The sequence below is a fragment of the Desulfosporosinus sp. genome, assembly GCF_014237355.1.
Classification (GTDB): Bacteria; Bacillota; Desulfitobacteriia; order Desulfitobacteriales; family Desulfitobacteriaceae; genus Desulfosporosinus.
The window spans coordinates 191,130-215,085 of record NZ_JABZFS010000080.1; the positions used below are offsets into that span (position 1 = coordinate 191,130).

Below are 23,956 nucleotides of genomic sequence, written 5' to 3' on the forward strand. Positions count from 1 at the left end.
CTCTTTTCGGACCTCCAAATACGCGCACCAAGTGATGTTAACAAGTGAGGTCTAGTTAACAATGGATATGTATGATAAAACACCCTACTGCAGCCAAGAGAATGCTTTCCTGATTATAATCAATATTCCCGAATCAGGTGGGTATTACCCCACCTGATTATCAAAAAGTGTTACAAAGTATAAATTTTCTTCTTAGATTTATAGGTCGATGATTTTCCCTGGGTTAAAGCGATTGCTCGGATCAAAGCTTCTCTTAATCTTTCTAAAAGCTTCCATAGCAGCGGGAGTAAATTCCTTATCAAGATATTTCTTCTTGACTAGTCCGATTCCGTGTTCACCACTTATTGTACCGTCGAGATCAAGAGCCATCATACAGAGGGCCTGTTCAGCAGCATGGACGGTTTCAGTTTCCTCTTTATTCCGTTGATCGAAAAGAATGAGCGGATGAAGATTTCCGTCACCCGCATGGGCCACAACTCCAATGGTCACCCCAAAATCTTTTGCTACTTTAAGGACTCCGCCAATCGCTTTTGGGAAGTTACTCCTCGGAACTGTAATATCATTAACTCCATAGGATGGTCTAACGCGAGCAACAGATCCGAAGGCACTGCGCCTTGAAGTCCAAATTTGATCCACTTCTGCTGCCGATTGAGCAACTTTAAATTCTTTAGCAATTTTACTAGCGATTTCACCGATGGTTTTGACTTGTTCGTCCATATCTTCTGGATATCCGTCAACCTCAATAATGAGAACAGCTCCAGCGTCACGTGGAAGCCCGGCATGAGTAAAATCCTCAGTCGTATTGATAAGCAAATTATCCATTAATTCCAGGGTTGTCGGAATAATACCGGCAGCAACTATATCGGCAACCGTTTGAGAAGCATCTTCAACTTTGTCGTAAAGAGCTAGCATCGTTTTCTTGGCTCTAGGTATCGGTAGGATACGGACGAAAACTTTGGTAACCAATCCTAGGATTCCTTCCGAGCCAACAATGATTCGAGTCAAATCGTAACCGGGTTCACTTTGGAAATTACGCCCCCCGGTTTGAATGACTTTACCATTGGGGAGAACGACTTCTAGACCCAACATATAATCCCGGGTAACCCCATATTTAAAACATTTCGGTCCACCAGAACATTCACCTAGATTTCCTCCTATTGTTGAGGCCTTAAAGGAAGAAGGATCCGGAGGAAAATAGAAATTTTTCTTTGCGAGTTCAACTTGAAGGTCAAAATTAATTACTCCAGGCTCAACAACTGCTACAAAGTTTTCAGTGTCTATTTCATGAATTTTAGTCATTTTAGTAAAGCTAATAACCACAGATTTTTCAGAAGGAATGGTTCCACCACTCTCATTCGTACCAGCACCCCGGGGAACAAGTTTAATATCGTGTTCGTTCATCAATTTGACAATTTCAACGACTTGTTCCGTTGTTGTCGGAGAAACGACTCCTAACGCTTCACCAGATAATAAGGTGCCGTCATAACCATAGGTCAACAGACCAACTTTGTCTGTAACCACGTTTTTCTCCCCAACAATTTCCTTCAGCCGCTTAACAACCGCTTGGCTTAACATATTCAGACCTCCTTCTTCTTAAGCCTCTAGACTTACCCCAGGATTGAGAATCCCTTTGGGGTCAAATTGTTGACGCAGTTCATTGAGCAAACTTGTGGTTTGCTTCCACATTTCCGCATCATTGTAAACATCAGCTTTGAGCTTATGACCCAAGAGGCCCTTCACGTTCCCGCCAAGGGACATGGCCAGTTTATTCACTTTCGTGGCTAAATCAAGTTTATCGGTTCCCTCAGGCAGAGCCAAACAAACATATCCGAGAAGTCCTTCGACAATTACACCAGGATAAGCCCCTAGATCCCCCGTAAGGGCTTCGAGCTGAGCTAAGGCTTGAGGCATTTTCATCGGGCCAACCACAAACTCCACGGTTCGCGACCGTTTTGCATTGAGTTCGGCGCGAACTTTAAGCCAACCATTGATCACTTGATCATACTCAGCGCCCTCCTCAATGATCTTTACATCAGAGCCTCCACCCAAGGTAAGAACTGAAGCAACTTCATTAGCGATGTTTTTCCCTGACTCTTTAAATCCTTGTAAATCAACGATCACAAGCTGCCCTTCCGTTCCAGGTTTTGCATTTTTCGCAAGAGATGCATTGATGAGATTCATCCGGGTTGGATGGACATTCCGCTTAATCAGGGTATTGAAGGCTGCATTCGCTTTATGCATGGATGCGAAGGTTCCAATGACTGCTTTTTTTGCTGCCGGTGCAGGTAAGAGCTTCACAAGAAGTTTGGTGAAAATCCCAAATGTTCCTTGGCTTCCGACTGCGAAGTGGATGAAATCCAAACCAGAAACGTTCTTAATGCATTTATTTCCAATCTCCAGAATTTCCCCAGTCGGGAGAACCATTTCAAATCCCAAAAGGAACGTCCGGGTAGGACCATATTCAAAGGATTTAGAATCGGAATCCCCAATCGCAAAGCAGCCGCCAACCGAACTGGTTTCGAGTTCATAAGGCTCCGGAGGAAAGTTTAATCCGAATTCCGCAACTTTAAGAAGGAATTCTTTATGAAGAAGTCCTGGTTCGACCACAGCCACAAGGTTTAGTTGATCCATTTCTAAAAGTCGGTTCATCCGGGACATAACCATGGCAATCCCGCCCGTAATCCCCTGGGTATCGACGACGGCCCCGCCTACCCCTAATTTCACATTCTTCTCATTAGCCAGTTTGACGATACTGGAAACTTCTGAAGTACTAGCAGGTAAGACGACGACTGCAGGCTTACCTTGACCTTTTAGATATTTAGCCATTTCGGAAGGAGAATCGATGACATAGGCATCACCGACAATCCCTTTTAACTTACTGATATTGACGTTACTCATGACTACCCGCCCTTCCACTCATTTACTAGAACTTGCGGTCAGCATGTTCCGCAAAGGGAAATTTATAATGTTCAGTTTCTTGACACCCAATTTAGTCCTCGTAAGCATTGGCCATTATATCGGCAACATGCATAACCTTTTGTTTTTGACCAACTTTGTTTATGCCACCTTGAAGTCTCAACATGCAAGCTGGGCAACTTGTAGCCACTAAATCCGCATTGGTGTCTTTGATGTTTTGGGTCTTCTGATCTGTGATATCTGTTGATACCTCATGATAGAAGGCTTGTATTAAACCGGCGGCCCCACAACAACGGTTGGCTTCAAACATTTCCTTATATTCAATTCGAGGAACCATTTGCAACAATTGCCGGGGCTGCTTTGTTACCTTAAGACCACGAACCATATGGCAAGGATCATGATAAGTGACTGTAAGAGGCGTTGAATTATGAAGTTTCGTCTGATCGACACCAATTTTTTCCATATATTCTGAAAACTCTACCACTTTTTCACAAAATAGTTTCACTTTTGCCAAATAGGACGGCTCATCAGCAAAGAGCTTTAGATAATCATGTCTAAGCATGGCCACACAGGACCCACATGCTGAGAGAATAACTTCAGCATCACTATACTTATCTAAAAAGGTATCAATCGTTTTGCGGGCGTTTTTCTTCGCTGTTTCGAAGTCACCATAGCAATATTGCGGAAGACCGCAGCACACTTGATCTTTTGGAATAATTACTTCACAGTCATTTTTTGTTAATACTTTAACGACAGAGTGAGCGGTTTGGTCTAAGGCGTGATTGAGAAAACAGCCCACATAAAATCCGACTTTGTGCTTCGGATGTTGCACCGTAATCTTCTCAGGGACCTGCTCCAAAAATGGTTTTTTGGCAGTAGGGAAGTTTCGAATATCAATACCGCGAAAATAGTCTAATCCATCAATTTTGTTGAGGAAACTTTTGCCCATTCCTTTGAAAAGTCTAAATCCCATATCTAATCTCTTTGGACTTGCTAAGGTATTTAAAGCAAAGGACTTTACAAATGGTTTGATTCCTTTTTTGAGTTTTAGATCTCGCCGGGCAGCCATGACGAGTTCATTACCATGTACACCGTTTGGACAAGTGACTGCGCATTCTCCACACAGCAGACAGCTCATGATAGCGTCTTCATACTCTTGATTAGGTTCCAGTTTCCCATCGGCGACAGCTTTGATGAGCTGGATTCTTCCTCGTGCAACCATTGTCTCTGCCCCAGTCAATTTATAGGTCTTACAAGCTGTATGGCAGCCACCACACTTGTTACACGTATTTAGCATTTCATATACGTCTTGTAATACTCCCACTGATCTTCCCCCTTCTTTTACAGCGTCTTAAAAAGTGACCTGACACCTTGATAAGTTGCTCCTTTCTTCTCAAAGTAGTCAAATTGTTTTGTTTCATTAGTTAAAACAAAGTTTCAAAATATTCATGACTCTATTATTACCTTATCTAAGTAAATCGTCAATAGCAAACTTTCAAAAAATTTTAGTTATTACTATGACTTTTAAAAGACTTGTTTAAGTCACTATAATTAGTTGCTTTTGTAAAAGCTAAATCCAAGTTTCGCTGAGATTATTTCTCCGGACTTTTTCAATTCTTCACCAATCCATTCAATTCCCTTTTCAGTGATCCTACTCGCTGGTCCAGAAACACTGATCGCACCGATTGCTTGCCCAGAATAATCAAAAATTGGTGTCCCAAGGCATATAATTCCGATTTCGTTCTCTTCCTTCTCAATTGATATCTTGCTTTCCTTAATAGTTCTAAGACCTGTGAGCAGGATCTCTGGGTCAGTGATAGTGTTAGGAGTATATCTAGTCATGCCTTTAAGTTCGAGGATATGCCTGACTTCCTCTTCCGGTAAGGTTGATAGTAATGCTTTTCCTACTGCTGTACAGTGCATTGGAGCCCGACGACCAACCTTAGAGTGCATACTAACGACTTGAGAACTTTCTGCTCTATCGATATACACGATTTCTCCATCATCTGGAAGCACTAAGTGAACAACTTCATCCAATACTTTTACTAAGTCACTTAGAACAGGGGCAGCTACTTTTCTAATTTCCAGATCATTGAAAAAGCGAATTCCTAGTTCAATAATTTTAATCCCTAATTGATACCGATCATTTTCTTTTTTCCTCTCGACATAGCCCCTATGACATAAGGTTTGTAAAATTCGATGAACTGTGCTTTTATGCAAACTAATGCGACTTCCAATTTCCGTAACTCCCAATGGTTCTTCGGCATGAGCTAGCACTTCCAATACATCGAGGGATCGTTCGAGAGTTTGCACATATTTTTCCGACACGGGATAGTCCTCCTCTGATTAGCAGATTAAGTTTCAATATATAAAACTATGTTTTACTCTTTTATGTAGTATGACCCTTTTTAGGGCTTTAGTCAATAGCCTAATTTTCTAAGTAAATAAAAAACTCTTAAAACTTAACACCAGCGCACATTGCCCCCTGTCAGGGGGCAGTTTTACACTGAAATGACGTGCGCGAAGGACTCTTGTTTGCTGGATTCGGGATTAGGTTTCTACGCCATCTCTAACCTGACCTTGCTTCCGAGCCCGCCAGCTTCGGCGGGAGTGAGGACCAGTCGACGGGAAAGGCGATTTTTTAGTTCTGGCACGTGACTAATGATGCCAATTGTTAGGTTTTGTAAGTGAAGTTTCTCAAGTGTATTCATCACTGTCTCCAGAAGAGTAGCATCTAGAGTCCCAAACCCCTCATCTAGAAAGAAGAATTCCAGGGGTGCTTCCCCACGTAGTTGAATCTGAGTTGATAAAGCCAGGGCAAGGGCAAGAGCGGTGAGGAAAGTCTCTCCACCTGACAAACTGCTTACGGGTCGACGTACTCCACCGTTGGCATCGTCACGCATGATAAAGCCGCCCTCAGAATCAACCTCCAAGGCATAACGTTGATTTGTCAATTGTCTCAAACGTTCGGAGGCATCCAAAGAGACGTTGGTTAATTGTTCTTGGGCAATATACTCTACAAAGGCATTCCCTTTGAAAACCGTTTGCAAGATTTTGAGTAAATTTTGGCGTTTACTAAGGGCTTTTCGTTCCCCTTCTAGACGTGACCATTCTTCATGGGCCACTTTCAGTCTCTCCAACCTTTGTTGATTTGCCCCCCGCTGTTCAATCGCTTCGGTATAGGAGTTTTCCAGCTCTTTGAGCCTAACCGGCCAAGCGAGCCATTCCTCAGGACGAATGTGTCGGCCTTTAAGTACAATTTCGACATCCTTCTTTTTTTGTTGGTTAACTAGTACATTTTGCCGGAAGGTTGAAATATCTTGTTCCATTTGCAGCCGCTCCCCAGCCTCGCATAAAGCATTCTTTGCCTCTGCCACGGTCAGGAATTGAGCTGTTTGAAGACCTAAGTCTAACTTTCGTTGAGCCGTATCAAACCCTTCTTGAGACAATTCCAGGGTCTTATAGCTAACTGCGCGAGTCTGTTCTGCTTGTTTCAATACCTCTTTAGCTAGTTCATAAGCTTTTTTAAACCCTTCTTCTGTACCCGTCACAAACGACAATTCCTTCTTAACTTGCTCAATGCTTTCACTGGCTGGCTTTCCTTCAGTTAAACCATTCCATTTTACCTGCAGTTCGGCGAGATCCCGAGCAGCTTCTGTGCCCACTGTTTTTAAATTTTGAAGGTCAAGCTCACAATTCGTCTTATCTAAAACAAAACGTTCCTGAGCGTTGTTTACTTCTCGCAACTCTTTTTCAAAACCAGATAATTTCTGATTTAGAGTGCTCATCATCTCATCCCAGTTTGAATATTGCTTTTGTAGTGCTAAGATTTCTGTTATAGGAATCTCACCACGGAACTTGTCCAAATTTGTTTTTCGTTGAGCTTGGTCATTTATTAATAGGCTTAGACGATTTTGAACCTCTTTTCCCACTCCCTGTAATGAGGCAATATGAGCTCCGATTTTATGCTGCTTTTTTTCCACTTCGGCTAGCTTTTGGAGGGCATTCTCCAACTGACGATTCCCTTGTTCTTGCTCCGCTTTCCATTGGTTCATAATCCGATGATCCTTGGTCAACTTGGATTCTTGTTCCGTTAGCTGTGCCTTTAAACTATGAACTTCCTTATTGCGGTCTGCCTCAGCTAATCCCCCACGATAAGTAGAAATAGCACGTTGTTTGTTTGCAACAAGATCTGCTTGTTTTTGCTCCTGCTCCTCTTTTGAGGACAGCTGAGCCTTGGCTACTGCAAGAGCTGTCATACCTTCAGCACGTTTCTTCTCCAGACTTTGGAGCTCTTTTGATGCCTGCTCCAGTTCATTCCTTACTTTGTCCAGCAACTCCTTACCCAAGCTCTGAGCAGGTTTAGGATGGTGAGTGGAACCACAGACCGGGCATAGTTCTCCTGCCACCAGGTTCTCAACCAGTAATCCCGCAAGATTCTCTCGCTCTAGATTCTTCACTTCTGTTATTTTTTTTTCGACAAAGGCTCTTGCCTCTTCCAAGGCTGCAGCAATCTCACCTTGTGTCTTCAGCCTGATTCCTACTTGGACTTCTGATTCTTGACGTTCCTTTGAAATGATTTGCAGTTGTTCAAGCGCTTCACTGCCTTCTTGTTCAGCCCGTTCAATATTCGTAATTATGTGTCGGTCACGTTCTAATTCCTGAGCTCGTTGACTTAAACGTTCCTCCTGAACAGGCGGAGTTTGGTACATACTCCTCAATGTTTCCTTCAAATTCTCAACTATTGTTTGAGCAGTCTGAACCTCCCCTTGAACTGTCTGAAACTCTAATTGCCGTTCTTCGAGCTCGGATAAGTTTCTCTCCAAGTCTATTTGCAAGTTCTCCACTTGCTTTGACACCATTTCATACCCTTCGAAGGCTTGGGCTGAGGCATTAACCCGACTCCGCTGAGCTGGATCTACCGTGATTTGCTGAATATGGATTTTTACATCTTGTTGCAGTTTTTGAATCTCTGCTTTTTTATCGGCAACAACTTTGATTCTTTGCTCTAAGTCCTTTCGAATCTGGTCAAGGGTGCTATAGTTAAGACGCGCTTCGTTTATGCGCCCTTGGCGTGCTTGGATATCAATCTCTAGACTTTTTGCTTGCTCAAGTTGTTCTAGCCTGCGTAAACAGCGTGGTTCGTCTTGTAGTCGTTTTTGATTTGCTTCAACCCACTTACCTTCGGAAGTTTCCTTTTCAAGTCTGGCCTCTATAAGTTGCCTATCTGTATCTTCAGCCTGACATTTAGCCTCCTTTAATTTCTGTTCGGATATGACGATCTCTTGCAAGAGGGAACGGATCCCTTCTGCGCGTTCAGCTAGACTTAAGCGTTCTGCAAGTTTATCAATGTTTGGTTGTTTAAGAACAAGCTCAGCCTCTTCGTTCTTAAGGTGATGTAGCTGTTCTTGGAGAGTCCATATTTCTTTGGCTTCGTCATACTGACCTTTTAAATTCTTCAATTCCTTAAAAATAGTATCTGAGGTTGCGATGATAGCCTGTACATCAGCATATGCTTGGTTAACACGCTCGACTGAAGCATCTCCCAAACCCTGTTGCCGCTGTTCTACTCCATTTAGGTTGAATTTAGTATTCTCCACTTGTTCTGTAAGTCGAGCTGTGAGTTCCCTGCCATAGGCTTCAAGGGAAAATAACCGCTCCAACATTAAGCGCCGATCTTTGGGTTTAATCGTGAGAAACTCAGCAAATTTCCCTTGAGGAAGAACCACTGCTCGGGTAAAATCCTCGACATTAAGACCTAACACGGCTTCAATCTTCTTGGTCATCTCATCGGCTTTGGAGGCCAAAACAGTTTCAACTTCGTCAACAATTTCTACTAATCGGCAAGTCGACGCCTTCACTGTTCGCTCTCCTGAGCGGCGATAGGCCCTTTCTGCACGATACCCTATCCGTTGATCTCCTGTAGCTAAGGAGAAACTATATTCCACCGTTAGCTGGTCTTCCGCATGATTAAGAATCCCTTGAGTATTGTTGGAAGCCCGTTCAACAGTTCCATATAGGGCCAAGGTGATAGCATCAAGAATCGTTGATTTTCCGCTGCCAGTCGAGCCGAATATTCCAAACACACCTGTTTCACATAGTTTGGAGAAATCAATTTCCTGTACTTCTCTAAAGCTGTTTAAGCCAGCTATTCTTAAGCGAATCGGTCTCACGCTGTCTCTACCTCCTCATCATTTATTGTTTGTGATTGAGGGGATAAAGTAGTTATAGCTTCATCAATTGTGGTCGATGGCGCTGTTGTACTGTCTGGATCAATTAAGGATAAAAATAATGAGACCAGTTCCTGCTCCGGCTCTGCTCCACCGGTTCGATCTTGATAAAATTTGCGGAAAAGCTCGTCAATAGGCAATTTAGAACGCGCCTCCGCGACAATCTTCTCTGTATCTGGGAAAACAGGGCGAATATTAATCAGGCGTTCTCTCTGCCTGCGTATACTATGGATATCCTGAGATTGAAGTGGGCTTGTCACATAGATCTCCAGGTCAATCCAGGCATTAAGATCCCTACCCTCATCAATCCACTGCTGCACCTGAGCTAACCCCTCTTTAGCTTGCCATTTGACGAGAGGGAATCCGGCGCTTAAAAAAATCTCACGGGTCGTTACCGCTCGACCAGGAAACGCTTCGACAAGGGTCACGGACTTGGCATATCCGGTCTCAGAGAAGCTATAAGCCAGTGGGGAACCAGAGTAACGAGTCGGAGCCACTGCTCCTTTAACAACTTGGGCACGATGTAAATGCCCAAGAGCAACATACTGAGCGCCTGAAGGCAGAGCATTTGTTTCGACAGTTGGAGCACTTCCTAGTTGAATTGGTCGTTCTGACTCAGACTCCATTCCTCCACGTACAAAGAGATGACTTATACCAAGGTTGACCGCATCTGGGCGAAAGTGCTGACTAAATGAGGAAAATAATTGCTGAACCCGTTTGGAGTACTCTTCACGTAGGATTTTCTCATCTAAACTTTCACTTAAAACTTCGTTAAGCCGTGACTCGGAAGGATAAGGCAACATAGCTACGATTGCCGGATCTGGGCAATTAGGAATATCTAACTCTACCCACCCTTGGCCTGCTGCAATTCTTGTGACCCTTTTCTGATTCGTCTGGGCTAAGAGATTGGGACTGCTAGGCTTCAATACCTCTTTGGGAAGGCCGTATAATGTAATCCCATTCCCTTCAGCAAGTGGACTCGCTGCACAAAGTCGCTCAGGGTTATCGTGATTCCCGGCAATTGCTACGATTGCCCGACTACCTCCAGCTGATAACCGATCTAAGGCAGCATAAAAAAGTTCTTCTGCAATGGCAGGAGGGTTAACCGTATCGAAGACGTCGCCGGCAATCAAAATAAGATCCACCGCTTCGTCTTCCACGATTCTACAAAGTTCATTAATAAACATTACTTGTTCCTCTATCCGACTGCGTCCCTCGAGCGTGCGCCCAAGGTGCCAGTCCGATGTATGTAAAATCCGCATGGTCACTAGCTCCTTTCAACCACCACCAATATCTCTAATCTTATTATAGATCATGTCCTAGACAAAAGGTTGTGGACATTTTTGGATACTGTATCTTTTTCTATTAATTAGGGGAGACAAAGGAGATGGAACACACCGTATCGAAGGGGTATCTGAATTAATTAATCCGTTGCTGAACATAATATTAAGGTATTGAATCCACTCCCTTGAAGTGGGAATCTTAAGAGTATAACGAAAGAGGGATTTCAAGATGAGTGATTGGTTAATACCTTACCTTGTTTTTAACGGAAACTGCGAGGAAGCTGTTAATTTCTATCAAACAACTTTAGGCGGAGAAAGTCAGATTCTTCATTTTGGTGATGCTCCGCCAAACCCGGACTTTCCAGTACCTGATCATTTGAAAAATCTCGTTATGCATGCTGAATTAAGAAAAGATGGTCATATCATACGTTTTTCAGACACCTTTCTTAATAACCTGTACAATACCGGCAATAACATTTCCTTCTCACTAGAATTCAATACAAAAGAAGAAACTCGAGAAATGTATGAGGTATTATCTGAAAGTGGTACGATTGATATGGAGCTGCAAGAAACCTTCTTTAGCCCATTATACGGTAAGTTTACTGATAAATTTGGAGTGATGTGGCAGGTTTCTTGTAAACCAGCCTAATACATAAAAGTGGCAGCGCTATCGTCGCTGCCACTTTTATGTTATAAAGAAAGAGGCAAAAAAGTCCAGTGATTAAACAGAACACTTTGCATTGAGTAATAATAGCGGAAGGAGTAACAACTAATGCCTGTTCAAGCCGATTGGAAGAGACTACTCGATGATGAAATCAAAAAGGACTATTATATTCAGTTGTTAGCATGGGTAAAAAATGAGTATCGGAATAAACAGATCTTCCCTAAAAAGGAAGATGTGTTTAATGCTTTAGTATATACCTCTTACGAGAATACCAAGATCGTAATTTTAGGACAAGACCCCTATCCCAATGTCGGTCAAGGAATGGGGCTTAGTTTCTCTGTTAATATTGGAGTACCCTTTCCAAAGTCGCTCCAAAATATTTTTAAGGAACTACAATCAGACCTCGGTTGTAGGATTCCTAAACATGGTTCTCTCAGGAAATGGGCTGACCAAGGTGTCTTACTGCTTAATACATCACTTACAGTAGAGGCAGGAAAACCTAATTCCCATCAAACTATAGGTTGGGAAATTTTTACTGATAGAATTATTTCTTTAGTGAACGATAAGGCGGATCCTGTAGTGTTTATTTTATGGGGTAATAATGCTCGTTCCAAAAAGAAACTGATTACCAATTCCCATCATTTAATCATCGAATCCGCTCATCCCAGTCCCCTATCTGCCAGTAGAGGATTTTTTGGAAGCAAACCCTTTTCCCGAGCCAATAGTTTCTTGATATCCAATAATAGAGTGCCGATTGACTGGCAGATTGATTAATTCAGTAACGACTAATATGGGAAAGCCCTGTCCATCACACTTAGTGGACAGGGCTTTCCTTTATTACATATATTTCACATCCCTAGAGATACTATTATACGACTAAAAAACAGAGGTATGAGGATGTTTAATTTTTGGAAAAAGAACAATACGCGCCCAGTAAATAAGGATATTAGCTTTCAAAGAATCGATCTTAGACGCAGTGCTGAAGAATCAAATTCAGATTCATCAGAAGATAATGGATCTAAATCCAAAAGATCTAAACCTAAAAATAATCTTGAAGGATTCCCCATTGTAAGTGCTATTACTCGAGATAAAGACCAGCTTTTACGTGGATCAAAACTACGTTTTACGGAGGACGCACAATATAACCTTCAAATATTAAAGGATTTGGTCCCTACTTCGGAGTTAATTGCAGAAACTATCTTACTAGGAAATCTGGCTCCCAAAGAAGTTCTTATAGTCTATATAGGTAACATAGCCAACCTTAGTATTGTCGCGGAAGTCAAGCGGAGAATTAAGACTATAAAAGCAAAAACCCTATACGAAAGCAGTTATATACAAAGAAATATCGAAGATTCAACGCTTAGCCCCTTTCCACAGGTTGAAGCAACAGAACGTCCCGATGTCGCAGTAAGCGCATTATTTCAAGGAAGAATTATTATCATCCTGGATGGTAGCCCGAATACCCTGCTTGCCCCTTGCACCTTCTTTGACCTTATGGATACCCCCGATGACGCATATACTCGTTGGTTCATTACTGCTAGCTTTTTTAGGGTTGCCCGATATGTCATGTTATTACTGGCTGGCTGTCTTCCAGGGTTTTATATAGCCTTGCTGTCTTATAACCCAGAGATGCTTCCGACCCGAATTCTCCTTCTTATCCTTAATTCACGGGAAGGGACACCCTTTCCTATTTATTTTGAGGTTTTTCTAATGATGGGGATAGCGGAGGCTCTTCGAATGATGCTATTAAGAGTCCCTTCTCTACTGGGCTCTACTGTGGCTCTCTTTTGTGGGATTACCCTGGTGATTTCAGGTATATTCTCAAATATTATTGGCCCCGGTCTAGTAATCGTTGTTACTTTAACCTTTTTGGCATCTTTTGGCATACCAGATTATGACCTACGTTCATCCATCCGAATAATTCAATTCGTGACAATGATTATTTCCAGCTTCTTAGGTTTATTCGGTTTCGCACTATCCTTCTTCCTTATCTGCATCCACCTCTCTACCCTAAAATCCTTTGGTATTCCCTACATGGCACCCCTGGCAACCCTGGAAATAGACGCTTGGGGTCATACCCTCCTGCGTGGAAATTCTAAAGAAATGCCTATTGATGATACTTATAAACCTCAAGACCCTCGATAGAGGAAGAAAAGGTGATACTTATGAACGAAAAAATCCCTGCGCTAAAGGATCGTCTTCATACGCGGGCCCTTGTACCGTTGTTAATCTTAACTATTGTCGAGTATGAAGTTTTTACATTTTCGAAAGCTACAGTTGCAGCAGCCAAGCAGGATGCTTGGCTTTCTATCCTTATCGGTGCAATCATTGGCAGTTTTATTGTCTATCTGTTTATAAAACTAACCGCTCGCTTTCCGAATATGAGCTATTTTCAGTACCTGCCAATTGTCTGGGGAAAACCCCTTGGCTTTTTAATTTGTTGTCTTTATCTCCTATTCTGGGTTGCCTTCTTAAGTTCTATTTTTTACGAATCATTGTTAGCTAATAAAATGTTATTTCTTCCGCAGACTCCCACAATAATACCTCTCATTCTCTTTGCCCTTTCCCTTATTTGGCTGGTTTCTTCCGGACTTATCCCAGTGATCCGTTTCTTCCAGTTACTCCTACCCTTTCTGGCCATTCCCCTACTCATATTGGCCCTACTGTTCACTACATCCGTCAAAATCGATCGATTCTTACCAGTTCTGGAAAATGGATTACTACCAGTCTTAAAAGGTTCTTATTACGTTCTTGGAGCCTATCAAGGCCCGGAAGTTCTGTTATTTGCCGCTCCCTTTTTTATGAAAATCAAGCAAGGAGTAAAATCCTCTCTGCTGGCCTACAATATAACGATCTTTTTTGGTTGGTCAAATACTGTTGCTGCCATTGGGATTCTTGGCGTACAGAACCTAAACGAATCAGTTTTACCCGGAATTAACGTTGTCAACCTCGTTGAATTTCCAGGTTTCCCCGTGGAGCGTTTCGGTCTTCTGCTCACACTGCCTTGGTTAATTGCAATTTATTCTACTCTAGCTATTTATCTCTATCTTCTATGCTCAAGTACTTTTCAATTATTCAATCTACGACGTCGGACATGGCTTATATTTATTATAACCGCAATCCCTGTAACGATAGCTTACCTATTGCCTAATGAGGCATGGCATGAGCAGCTCCGACTATACCTGACCGTTGTATCAGTACCTATCGTCTATCTACTTCCTGTAATGACCCTTATCCTAGCGGTTGTCCGGAAGAAAGGCAGGACAACATGAGAAGTAAGTTAGCGCTATTCCTAATCCTCCCTCTTTTAATACTTACCCCTGGCTGCTGGGATCTTCAGGATGTGAACGATACAGCTTTTGTACTTGGAATCGGCATTGATACACCCTCAAATTCGGATACTGCAAAGTATAAGGTGACTTTTGAGTTTGCCAAGCCTCTCTCAACCCGAGAGCACCCTGTTACCCAGAGTTTAGTCGTCAGTACGGATGCGGACAGCATTCTTCAAGCGATACAACGCATCCAGACCAGTATCAGTCGAAAAATCTCTTTGAGCCATCTGCGATCGGTGGTTATCGGAGAAGATATTGCCCGAAAGGAAAACTTTCGGAATCTTACTAACTACCTCATTCGAGAGCCCGAATTGGCCTTAAGACTCCGACTGGTATTCGTACAACAGGCCCAAGCTCGAGACTATTTCTATACCAATCCCAGATTTGAAAAACGGCTCGCGGCGGAAATGGTAGCAATGGGCATGCTGCAAAAAAAACTTGATCTTGTTAGAACAAATAATTTCCTAGATTTCATCATTGACTTGAACAGATCCAACGGAGTGGCCTCGGGCAGTCGAATTACTATCCCAAAAGGTGACAATGTAGCTGTTCGTGATGGGGCTGCTGTGTTTAAGAATTGGAAGCTGGTCGCCTGGCTCAATGCAGATGAAGCTCAAGCCTCCAACTGGCTTCTGGAAAAAAACCAGGCCATTGTAGTAGCTAAAGAAGGAGAAAATACATATACCTATCAGGTTAGAAAGAAGGATACGAAGTTTAAACCAAGCTTGGATAGTGGAAAGCCTTCCTTTGTTGTTAAGGTAACCACTGAAGGACCATTAATGGAGGAAGCAGGGAAAAATCTAGATTTCTCTAAGCCAGAGAATTTAAAAAAAATGGAAGGCGTCTTTAATGAAGCAATTCGTAAACAGGTAACGTCATCTATAGAAAAATCTCAAAAAGAAATCAAAGCCGATTACCTCGGCTTTGATAAAGCATTTCAAAAAACCTACTCGAAGGAATTCAAATCCCTAAATTGGAATGAGATTTACCCCACAATACCTATTGAAGTTGAAGTTGACTGTAGTATTAAGGGCTATGGATTACTTAAGTAGTACTGAGAAAAATCCGGACATGCATTTGCATAATCCGGATTTTAAACCTTTTATCCACACTTTGAATAGCCACAGTGTGTGCATACTACACAGCCGCTTTCATGGTTAATTGATTTGCCGCACTCTGGGCAAGCATTTGCAGCGGAAACTTTAGACCGGCCCTTTTTCCCTGTCACTTTTTCTGCAACTTTTTCTGAATGGGTAGCCTCTCGCTTAACGGCACCGGTGCTTTCAGCCTCTAGTGCTGTTGCTTTAGCCTTTTTCTGAACATCCGAATAATCAATCCCTACTTCATTATACTTTCTAATTACGCGGGCAATTGCATCTGGGCAGGACGTAACATTAACCCCTTCCCTCCGCATACAAGCTGGGCAGCGTATTCCTTTGATCTGCTCAGTAATTGCATCCACGGATAAGCCCGAACGCAGTGTAATGGAAATCAAGCGTGCTGTTGCCTCGGATTGGGATGAACACCCCCCGGCTCGACCTGTATTCGTAAAGACTTCACAAATTCCTTTTTCGTCTGCATTAACACTCACATAGAGGTTACCACAACCGATTTTAAGTTTTTCTGTAACCCCTACGGTAGTTGTCGGACGTGGGCGGGGAACAACGGTATTCACTTCTGGAATAAACGGTGTTTTCGGGATAACCCATTCGCCTCGTTGTTCGGTCTCTTCACTCGCTTCTTCGGTTTCGCCTTGTGCCGCTGAAGTTCCTGTGGAAAGCACCTGCTCATCCCGACTACCATCACGATAAACGGTTAAACCTTTACAATTCAGTTCATCTGCCAATCGATAGGCCTCTGCAATTTCTTCTCGTGTCGCAGAGTTAGCGAAATTAATGGTTTTGGAAACCGCATTATCCGTATATTTCTGAAAAGCAGCCTGAATACGAATGTGCCATTCAGGTGCGATCTCTTGAGCTGTGGTGAAAACTTCCTGTACCCAGTTAGGAACTTCAGGCAAGCCTAAGACAGTCCCCATGTCCGCAATTTTTCGCATAAGTTCTTCAGAATAGAAACCAAATTCTTTGGCAAAGGCTTCAAAAAGCGGGTTGACTTCAATTAAAGCTGTTCCATCCATCACGGTTTTAGTGTATGCTACCGCAAAGAGGGGTTCTACTCCGCTAGAAGCACTACAAATCATGGAAATTGTTCCCGTCGGAGCAATTGTTGTCAAGGTGGCATTGCGCAGTTTCATGACCCCGTCATAGATAGAGCCTTCATAGTTCGGAAAGGTTCCCCTTTCTTCAGCTAAGCGTTGGGATTCAATGCGGGCTTCTGTCTGGATAAAATTCATTACTTTCTCTGCATATTCAACGGCTTCTTCAGTCGAGTACGAGGTCTGTAGTAAAATGAGCATATCTGCAAATCCCATGACACCAAGTCCAATTTTACGATTTCCTTTTACCACGTGATCGATAATTTGCAACGGATACTGATTGGCATCAATGACGTTGTCCAAGAAACGGACGGATAATCGGGTGACTTGACTCAATCTCTCCCAATTAATGACCATTTTTCCGTCTCTTTCAATCACCATTAGTTTTAGATTGATCGAGCCTAAGTTGCAAGCTTCATTCGGAAGCAAGGGTTGCTCCCCGCAAGGATTGGTTGCCTCAATTTCCCCTAACAGTGGGGTAGGATTCCCTTCATTTAATCGATCAAGAAAGACAATTCCAGGCTCTCCGTTTTGCCATGCATGATCTACAATTTTATTAAAGATCTCTGGAGCAGATAATTGCCCGACTGCATTTCCAGTATGGGGATCTATGAGATCATAAGGACGCTCTTCTCGAACGGCTTTCATAAATTCTTCTGTAATTCCAACTGAGATATTAAAATTTGTAATCTCTTTGTTATCTTCTTTGCATTGAATAAAATCTATAATATCGGGATGATCCACACGGAGAATACCCATATTGGCTCCCCGTCGAGTGCCACCTTGTTTAACTGCTTCCGTCGCCGAATTAAATACTTTCATAAATGAAATTGGACCGGAGGCTACCCCACCCGTTGACCGAACCATGCTGTTTTTAGGGCGTAAACGAGAAAAACTGAAACCAGTTCCTCCACCGGATTTATGAATAATTGCTGCATTTTTTATGGCATCAAAGATTTCTTCCATGCTGTCTTCAACAGGCAACACAAAGCAAGCGCTCAATTGGCCGAGATCTCGCCCGGCATTCATCAATGTAGGCGAGTTTGGCATGAACTCGAGATTCGCCATCATGGTGTAAAATTCTTTAGTCAAGGATTGTGTTTCTTCCTTGCCTTTCCCATATAGATCCTTTTCAATACTTGCAACTACACTAGCTACTCGATAAATCATATCTTCCGCAGTTTCAATTACTTGCCCATTTTCTTGTTTTAAATACCTTCTAGCCAATACAACTCGTGCATTAGGCGTTAAATCAACTTTTGGCCAGGTTTTTGGTGCTTGTCCTTCGAAACTCAACTCTTATCCCCAACTTTCCTTAATCACTACTTACACTATTCTTTTTTTCAATTATACCCCGCTTTTCGATAAGTTCATGTAACTCCTCCATAAAGCGCTGGATGTCTTGAAACTGGCGATAGACAGAAGCAAAACGTATGTAGGCAACTTCGTCCATTTTAAATAATTGCTCCAGCACTGCTTCACCAACTTCGGAACTAGACACCTCTCGCTCATGGCGATTACGCAGTCTCTTTTCAATGGCAAAGGATGCATTCTCGATTTCTTCAATAGAAATCGGTCGTTTTTCGCAAGCTCTGAGCATGCCTGCCATCATTTTAGAGCGAGAAAAACCTTCGCGCCGCCCCTCTTTTTTTACAACGATGAGGGGAGAATCCTCAAATTTTTCAAAGGTGGTAAATCGCCGCGAACAGCGTTCACATTCCCTGCGTCTACGGACCGCAGTTCCTTCTTCAACTTGACGAGAATCGTGAACTTTTGTGTCCTCGTTTCCGCAGAATGGACAATGCATAGTACCACCCCCAACATATAGTGTCCTATTGAATTTAATCATACTATATGTTGTGTGTCAATAGTCCTATGGGCCTTATTTAGCTTGTTCTTCTTTTCCTTCGCTGATTTCTGTTCACTATCGTTTTCTTCCTTCATTTTTTGCTTAACACTAGTTTTAATTATTTAGAAAGTAGTATTCCTTGAACAAAAAGGGCAGAATACCTTTGTTCATATAACATAACTGCTTATCTTAGGAAGGAGTGACATTGTGATTAAGAAATTTCCGGAAAGAAATGCAAACCCTAGCACTAAGCCAATTCCATCTCGACCGGAAGATCAACCCAGCATGGATTCCAGAGACGGGCATGGATTATCAAAAGAAGAAGCCTTAAGATCTAAGAAGTGATTATTTCTGGTATACAATATCAGCTTAACCTGAATAAGTTCTTGTTCCTAAAACAAGTTAATGAAAAGCTGTATCTCCCATAAGGTTATGGTTTCGTTAAGGAGTTAGAAGCTCAAAGAGGAAGACCAGATAAATTTGGTCTTCCTCGCTTGCTATGTTATACTTAGTATTCCTTTGTTTAATCTTTTTGTTTACAACGAAATAGCTTACTGCACATTCTTAGAAAAGTATTTAATTGCCTTTTGATTGATTATCGAATTATTTTATCAAACTCCTTCATGAATGATTAAGGGAACATCGTCAATAGAATTGGAAGATCTTTGAGAACGTATAACTGATGTTAAGAGTTTTGTGACTAGAATAACTTTAATAAGTATCCCTCCCTATTAGTTGCCGGAAGTGCTCCGTGAGGTTGGGCATACTAACTAACGGGTATTGGCATAATACTTTTATCAGCTATACTACAGTATCCTTTTAGGTAATTACTTTTGCATCTGTATTTTGAGAGAAACTTCTGATGGGATTTATTGAACAATGAGGAGTATGGAGTTAAAAGTGCTTAATCCAAGCGTATCAGCTTTATGTAGAAAGCTATAAATAATTTTTAGGAGGTGTATGTCTTACTCCAAGTAAGATTACTCTTTGATGAATATTAATTTATTATTGATTGCTCTATTAATTGTATTAACCGCTTTTTTTGTAGCAACTGAATTTGCCATTGTAAAAATCCGTGTTTCCAGAATTGATCAGCTTATTTCTGAAGGAAAAAAAGGAGCAGAGGCTGCTAAGAGAGTCGTAACTCATTTAGATGAGTATTTATCAGCCTGCCAACTTGGAATCACAATTACCGCGTTAGGTTTAGGCTGGCTTGGTGAACCTACAGTTGAAGATCTGTTGTATCCGTTGTTTGTGTATTTTGAGTTAAGTCAATCAATTACACATTTATTATCATTTGGTATTGCATTTGCTTTAGTAACCTTCCTGCATGTTGTGGTTGGTGAACTTGCACCCAAAACGGTTGCCATTCAAAAAGCAGAAGCCGTTACTTTAGCCTTTGCAGTACCTATTATCTGGTTTTACAAAATAATGTATCCATTCATTTGGTTTTTAAATGGGGCAGCACGTGTTCTTGTTGGCCTATTTGGCTTAAAGCCAGCATCAGAACATGAAATAGCACATTCTGAAGAAGAACTGCGGATTTTGCTAACCGAAAGTTTTAAAAGCGGGGAGATCAATAAAAACGAATTAAGATACATGAACAACATTTTTGAGTTCGATGAAAGAATTGCAAAGGAAATCATGGTTCCTCGTACAGAAATTGTTACTATTTCTATTGATGATACCTTTAAGGACATTCTTAATATTATCCAAACAGAAAATTATACACGTTATCCTGTTTTAGATGGAGACAAAGACAATATTCGAGGTTTCATAAATGTTAAAGAGTTTCTAACTGCCAATCTGATAAGTAGGATAAACCAGGAAGACATGAATTTAGAGGGCTTCATTAATCCTGTTATCCATGTTATGGAAACCATCCCTATTCATGACTTGCTTGTAAAAATGCAAAAAGAACGCACCCATATCGCCATCTTAATGGATGAATACGGTGGTACTTCCGGTTTAGTCACAGTTGAAGATATACTTGAAGAAATTGTTGGTGAAATTAGAGATGAATTTGACGAAGACGAAGTACCGGAGATTCAAAAAATAAATGAAGATCATTATATCCTAGACTCTAAATTACTCATTGAGGATGTTAATAATTTGCTAGGTACAGATTTTACCCACAAAGATGTTGATACCATAGGTGGGTGGTTCTTGACTCAAAACATCGAAGCAGAGACAGGGTCTGATTTTGAAATCGATGGATACACATTTAAAGTGCACCAAAAAGAAGGGCATCAGCTTCATTATTTAGAAGTTATAAAAAAATGAACTGGCAAAGATAAAAAATCACAGTGTCAACGAATTGTTAACACTGTGATTTTTTACGTAAAACTTACTTACAATGACTTGGGACAACGCAAAGACACCTGTGATTCAGTAACATTAAAACCTTTTTTTACAGCCATTTATATTTTCATTCCACCGTTGATAATTACATTTTACTAAATATTTTATTGCGAGCTCCCCGCAGCCACCTGAACTGCCGCATCCTTTTCTTGTTGCAACATTTTTTCTCGCTCTTCGTCGACTAAATAACGTCGCAACACTTTGCCAACGGCTGTCTTAGGCAAACTCTCTCGAAACTCAACCATCTTCGGAATTTTATACACTGCTAGCTTATCTTTACAATACTTCAGGATGTCCTCTTCCGTAACACTAGTTCCTTCTTTAAGAACGACATAGGCTTTAACCATCTCTCCCCAATAAGGGTTACTAATTCCGGCGCATACTGCTTCCCTCACGGCAGGATGAGTATAGAGGACTTCCTCAACATCGCGCGGATAGACATTATAACCTCCAGTAATGATCATATCCTTCTTTCGATCAACAATATAGAAAAACCCGTCTTCGTCTTTATATGCGATATCTCCAGTGTAAAGCCATCCATCCTGTAAAACAGCCGTAGTTTCTTCAGGTTTTTGCCAGTACCCTAGCATAACTTGATCTCCTTTAACCACCAATTCTCCAATCTCTGTTGGTGGAAGTTCCTTTTGCCCTGTCTCTAAGTCCATAATTTTAGCGTCTGTATTCGGCGCCGGAACACCGATTGAGCCTACTCGAGAATTGAAGATTGGATTTAGGTGGGTTGCTGGCGATGCTTCCGATAAACCATAAGCCTCGACCAACCTCCCACCCGTTAGTTCCCCGAAACGGATTGCCACTTCTTTCGGAAGCGGGGCCGAGCCACTTAGACAGCACCGAATTGATGATACTTTATATTCCTTGATCTTTGGATGATTAATGACAGCAACATACATAGTTGGGGCACCGGGAAAGAATGTTGGTTCATAATCGTTGATGTGTTGGAGGACGGCATCAACATCAAATCTAGGCAAAATAATCATAACCCCTCCGGATAGTATTGAAAAATTCATACAAGCTGTCAAAGCGTAAATATGGAACAAGGGCAAAACAGTTAGAACTCTTTCCTTCCCCTCATGGCCTACAATCCATTCCCAAGCTTGGAAGGCATTAGCCACTAGGTTGTGATGGGTTAGCATAACTCCTTTGGCCGTTCCAGTTGTCCCTCCTGTGTACTGCAAAACTGCTATATCTTTCGAATTGCTTACAAAAGGCGGGGACTCTAATTCATCTAAACTAAAATCAGAAAGTAGTTCTTCGAGATCCATGTATTCAGGGTTATCCGCTAAACCCAAACCGGCTAACCCCGAAAATCCACTTAAGTAGTCTAAGGCAATTAATTTAAGTCCTATTTCTTTTTGAACTGGAGCAATCCGAGGCAATAGTTGTGGTATAGAAACTATTCCAATGGCCCCAGAATCTTGTAACAACGCTTTAAGTTCACTTTCAACATAGAGTGGGTTCGTCTGAACGACGATAGCTCCTATTCTTTGGATTGCAAAAAATGATATTACCCAGTTAGCGCTATTAGGCATATATATTGAGATGCGATCCCCTTTTTTCACTCCTCTTTTGATGAGCGCCTTTGCCATGCGTTCAATAAGAGTATCCATCTCACTGTACGTAGTTGTCTTTCCCCCAAAAATTAGTGCAGGGTTATTTGGAAACTTTAACTTTGTTTGCTTAAATACTTCTACTAGAGTGAGTTCTGGAATTTGTAACTGTCTACGAACATTCGATTCATAAAAACGAAACCAGGGTCTCTCTGAACTAGATAATTCCATATTTCAATCCCCCTTGCCTAGCTTTGAATGTTTACTCATTCATTTTTACATATTCTAGCACATTTCTCTTGATAATAGTATAGACTTATTCAAATTTTCTTTATATTATTACTATTCAGTTAACTGTGTTTTTGCCCCTTCGCAACTCCCCTGACGGATTCTTTAGTTTCAAAGACCCTCAAGTCCCATAGACTTTGGACAGTCTTCATGTCGACGAATTGCTATCTTATATATTTAAGAGGCTACCACCGATTTGGTGATAGCCTCTATGAATCCATTTTTAGAAAATAACTCCTAAAGCGATAAGAATCAAAATTGCGATTGCAATAATTCCTGCGCCGGCATAGTTTCCACCGCTAGGACAGCCACAAACGCCGCCATACCCTGCACCACCATATCCGTACATTTATGATTTCCTCCTTTCTAATTAGAATACGATTCCCATTGCGATAAGCAAAAGAATAATTACAACAACCGCTGCAATTCCTGCGCCAAGGCCATGACCGCAAGCTGCTCCATCAACACCGCCAAATGCCATTTGCATTTCCTCCTTTGTTAAGAGATAGTGTATACTATTCACGCTCTGGCAATTATGGAACAATTTTCCTATTCAAATTTCTTCTGTGATTAGTCTCAACTGTTGACGTTGTAAAGACAAACTGAGGAAAATGACAATGACCCGTTTAGTATCGGCCTTTTCCTTTGTGAATTAGGTTTTTGTATCAGTATTAAGAAGCACAGACAGACTACCTTAAAGATAGTCTGTAGCTTGTTTACCGAGCGATACGAAAGTCGGATGAGAATTTCGCCACATTGCGACTCGTGACGCAAACTCCTGCAATGTGACGAAAAACACGATAGTCTCCAGTACGATAGTCTCCGGTGGAGAGTATCGCCGAAGCCGTGATCCGTGAAGGAATACCTTCCGGCGAAGGATAGAGTATCGCCGAGCCACCCGCCCCAAAGGAACACTTCGTGGCGAAGGAACGAGCTTTTCGCCGCCACACTGCGACATAAAAAGCTCTCACCAGCAGTGTGGATCCCGAACACGAAAAGCGAACGAGCTTTTCGCCACACTGCAACCCAAGACGCATACTCCTGCAGTGTGGATCGTGGAACCCCGGACCCAAGTATCTTAATTTACAGTATGACTAAACAAGCGACAGACTACCTCGTTAGAGGTAGTCTGTCGCTTGTTTACCTGGCGATGACCTACTTTCCCAGGGGCTATGCCCCAAGTATCCTTGGCCCTGGAGGTCTTAACTTCCGTGTTCGGTATGGGAACGGGTGGAACCCCTCCGGCATAA

18 protein-coding genes and 1 rRNA gene are annotated in these 23,956 nt (G+C 41.9%); 7 read left to right on the top strand and 12 right to left on the bottom strand.

The window, feature by feature from the left end; translation table 11 throughout:
* Nucleotides 1-198: 198 nt before the first annotated feature.
* The 6 genes from HGJ98_RS20325 to HGJ98_RS20350 all read right to left on the bottom strand — a co-directional run bounded on the left by HGJ98_RS20325 (nucleotide 199) and on the right by HGJ98_RS20350 (nucleotide 10,408).
* Nucleotides 199-1,575: an FAD-linked oxidase C-terminal domain-containing protein gene (locus tag HGJ98_RS20325; protein WP_291353528.1), complete on the bottom strand. Its 1,377-nt coding sequence runs from the start codon at nucleotides 1,573-1,575 to the stop codon at nucleotides 199-201.
* An 18-nt stretch (nucleotides 1,576-1,593) separates the two neighbouring features.
* Complete coding sequence (locus HGJ98_RS20330; RefSeq protein WP_291353529.1) at nucleotides 1,594-2,898, bottom strand: FAD-binding oxidoreductase; 1,305 nt, start codon at nucleotides 2,896-2,898, stop codon at nucleotides 1,594-1,596.
* Nucleotides 2,899-2,989: 91 nt separating this feature from the next.
* Nucleotides 2,990-4,240 (bottom strand): (Fe-S)-binding protein, encoded by a 1,251-nt coding sequence (locus tag HGJ98_RS20335; protein WP_291353530.1) that lies wholly within the window; start codon nucleotides 4,238-4,240, stop codon nucleotides 2,990-2,992.
* 227 nt (nucleotides 4,241-4,467) lie between these two features.
* The gene (locus HGJ98_RS20340) at nucleotides 4,468-5,244 is read right to left on the bottom strand and encodes an IclR family transcriptional regulator (RefSeq protein ID WP_291353531.1); all 777 of its coding nucleotides are present in this window, start codon (nucleotides 5,242-5,244) and stop codon (nucleotides 4,468-4,470) included.
* Between the two features lie 230 nt (nucleotides 5,245-5,474).
* Complete coding sequence (locus tag HGJ98_RS20345; protein ID WP_291353532.1) at nucleotides 5,475-9,089, bottom strand: AAA family ATPase; 3,615 nt, start codon at nucleotides 9,087-9,089, stop codon at nucleotides 5,475-5,477.
* Nucleotides 9,086-10,408: an exonuclease subunit SbcD gene (locus tag HGJ98_RS20350; RefSeq protein ID WP_291353533.1), complete on the bottom strand. Its 1,323-nt coding sequence runs from the start codon at nucleotides 10,406-10,408 to the stop codon at nucleotides 9,086-9,088. The genes HGJ98_RS20345 and HGJ98_RS20350 overlap by 4 nt, the downstream gene beginning before the upstream one ends.
* Nucleotides 10,409-10,658: 250 nt before the next feature.
* Here HGJ98_RS20350 and HGJ98_RS20355 point away from each other — a divergent pair, with 250 nt between their 5' ends.
* The 5 genes from HGJ98_RS20355 to HGJ98_RS20375 all read left to right on the top strand — a co-directional run bounded on the left by HGJ98_RS20355 (nucleotide 10,659) and on the right by HGJ98_RS20375 (nucleotide 15,477).
* A complete protein-coding gene (locus HGJ98_RS20355) occupies nucleotides 10,659-11,078 on the top strand; it encodes a VOC family protein (protein ID WP_291353534.1) in 420 nt (139 codons plus the stop codon).
* 123 nt (nucleotides 11,079-11,201) lie between these two features.
* Nucleotides 11,202-11,867, top strand: coding sequence for a uracil-DNA glycosylase (locus HGJ98_RS20360; RefSeq protein WP_291353535.1), 666 nt, complete (start codon nucleotides 11,202-11,204; stop codon nucleotides 11,865-11,867).
* A 123-nt stretch (nucleotides 11,868-11,990) separates the two neighbouring features.
* A complete protein-coding gene (locus HGJ98_RS20365) occupies nucleotides 11,991-13,238 on the top strand; it encodes a spore germination protein (protein WP_291353536.1) in 1,248 nt (415 codons plus the stop codon).
* A gap of 20 nt (nucleotides 13,239-13,258) precedes the next feature.
* Nucleotides 13,259-14,365 (top strand): GerAB/ArcD/ProY family transporter, encoded by a 1,107-nt coding sequence (locus tag HGJ98_RS20370; RefSeq protein WP_291353537.1) that lies wholly within the window; start codon nucleotides 13,259-13,261, stop codon nucleotides 14,363-14,365.
* Nucleotides 14,362-15,477 (top strand): Ger(x)C family spore germination protein, encoded by a 1,116-nt coding sequence (locus HGJ98_RS20375; protein WP_291353538.1) that lies wholly within the window; start codon nucleotides 14,362-14,364, stop codon nucleotides 15,475-15,477. Before HGJ98_RS20370 ends, HGJ98_RS20375 begins: the two co-directional genes overlap by 4 nt.
* Nucleotides 15,478-15,527: 50 nt before the next feature.
* On the opposite strand, the gene HGJ98_RS20380 is transcribed toward HGJ98_RS20375, so the two are convergent.
* Entirely contained in the window at nucleotides 15,528-17,936 is a 2,409-nt protein-coding gene (locus tag HGJ98_RS20380) for a vitamin B12-dependent ribonucleotide reductase (RefSeq protein WP_291353539.1), read from the bottom strand.
* A gap of 19 nt (nucleotides 17,937-17,955) precedes the next feature.
* Nucleotides 17,956-18,447, bottom strand: a complete 492-nt coding sequence (gene nrdR, locus HGJ98_RS20385; protein WP_291353540.1) for a transcriptional regulator NrdR — start codon at nucleotides 18,445-18,447, stop codon at nucleotides 17,956-17,958.
* Nucleotides 18,448-18,696: 249 nt separating this feature from the next.
* On the opposite strand from nrdR, the gene HGJ98_RS20390 reads away from it, so the two are divergent.
* Complete coding sequence (locus HGJ98_RS20390; RefSeq protein ID WP_291353541.1) at nucleotides 18,697-18,834, top strand: hypothetical protein; 138 nt, start codon at nucleotides 18,697-18,699, stop codon at nucleotides 18,832-18,834.
* 645 nt (nucleotides 18,835-19,479) lie between these two features.
* A complete protein-coding gene (locus HGJ98_RS20395) occupies nucleotides 19,480-20,772 on the top strand; it encodes a hemolysin family protein (RefSeq protein WP_291353542.1) in 1,293 nt (430 codons plus the stop codon).
* A 182-nt stretch (nucleotides 20,773-20,954) separates the two neighbouring features.
* On the opposite strand, the gene HGJ98_RS20400 is transcribed toward HGJ98_RS20395, so the two are convergent.
* From HGJ98_RS20400 to rrf, 4 genes are all read right to left on the bottom strand, one after another.
* On the bottom strand, nucleotides 20,955-22,649 hold the full coding sequence (locus HGJ98_RS20400; RefSeq protein ID WP_291353543.1) for a long-chain fatty acid--CoA ligase: 1,695 nt from the start codon (nucleotides 22,647-22,649) through the stop codon (nucleotides 20,955-20,957).
* Nucleotides 22,650-22,929: 280 nt separating this feature from the next.
* Complete coding sequence (locus HGJ98_RS20405; RefSeq protein ID WP_291353544.1) at nucleotides 22,930-23,055, bottom strand: hypothetical protein; 126 nt, start codon at nucleotides 23,053-23,055, stop codon at nucleotides 22,930-22,932.
* A gap of 367 nt (nucleotides 23,056-23,422) precedes the next feature.
* Nucleotides 23,423-23,656: a hypothetical protein gene (locus tag HGJ98_RS20410; protein WP_291353545.1), complete on the bottom strand. Its 234-nt coding sequence runs from the start codon at nucleotides 23,654-23,656 to the stop codon at nucleotides 23,423-23,425.
* 192 nt (nucleotides 23,657-23,848) lie between these two features.
* Nucleotides 23,849-23,956, bottom strand: a 5S ribosomal RNA gene (rrf, locus tag HGJ98_RS20415); the annotation flags it as partial.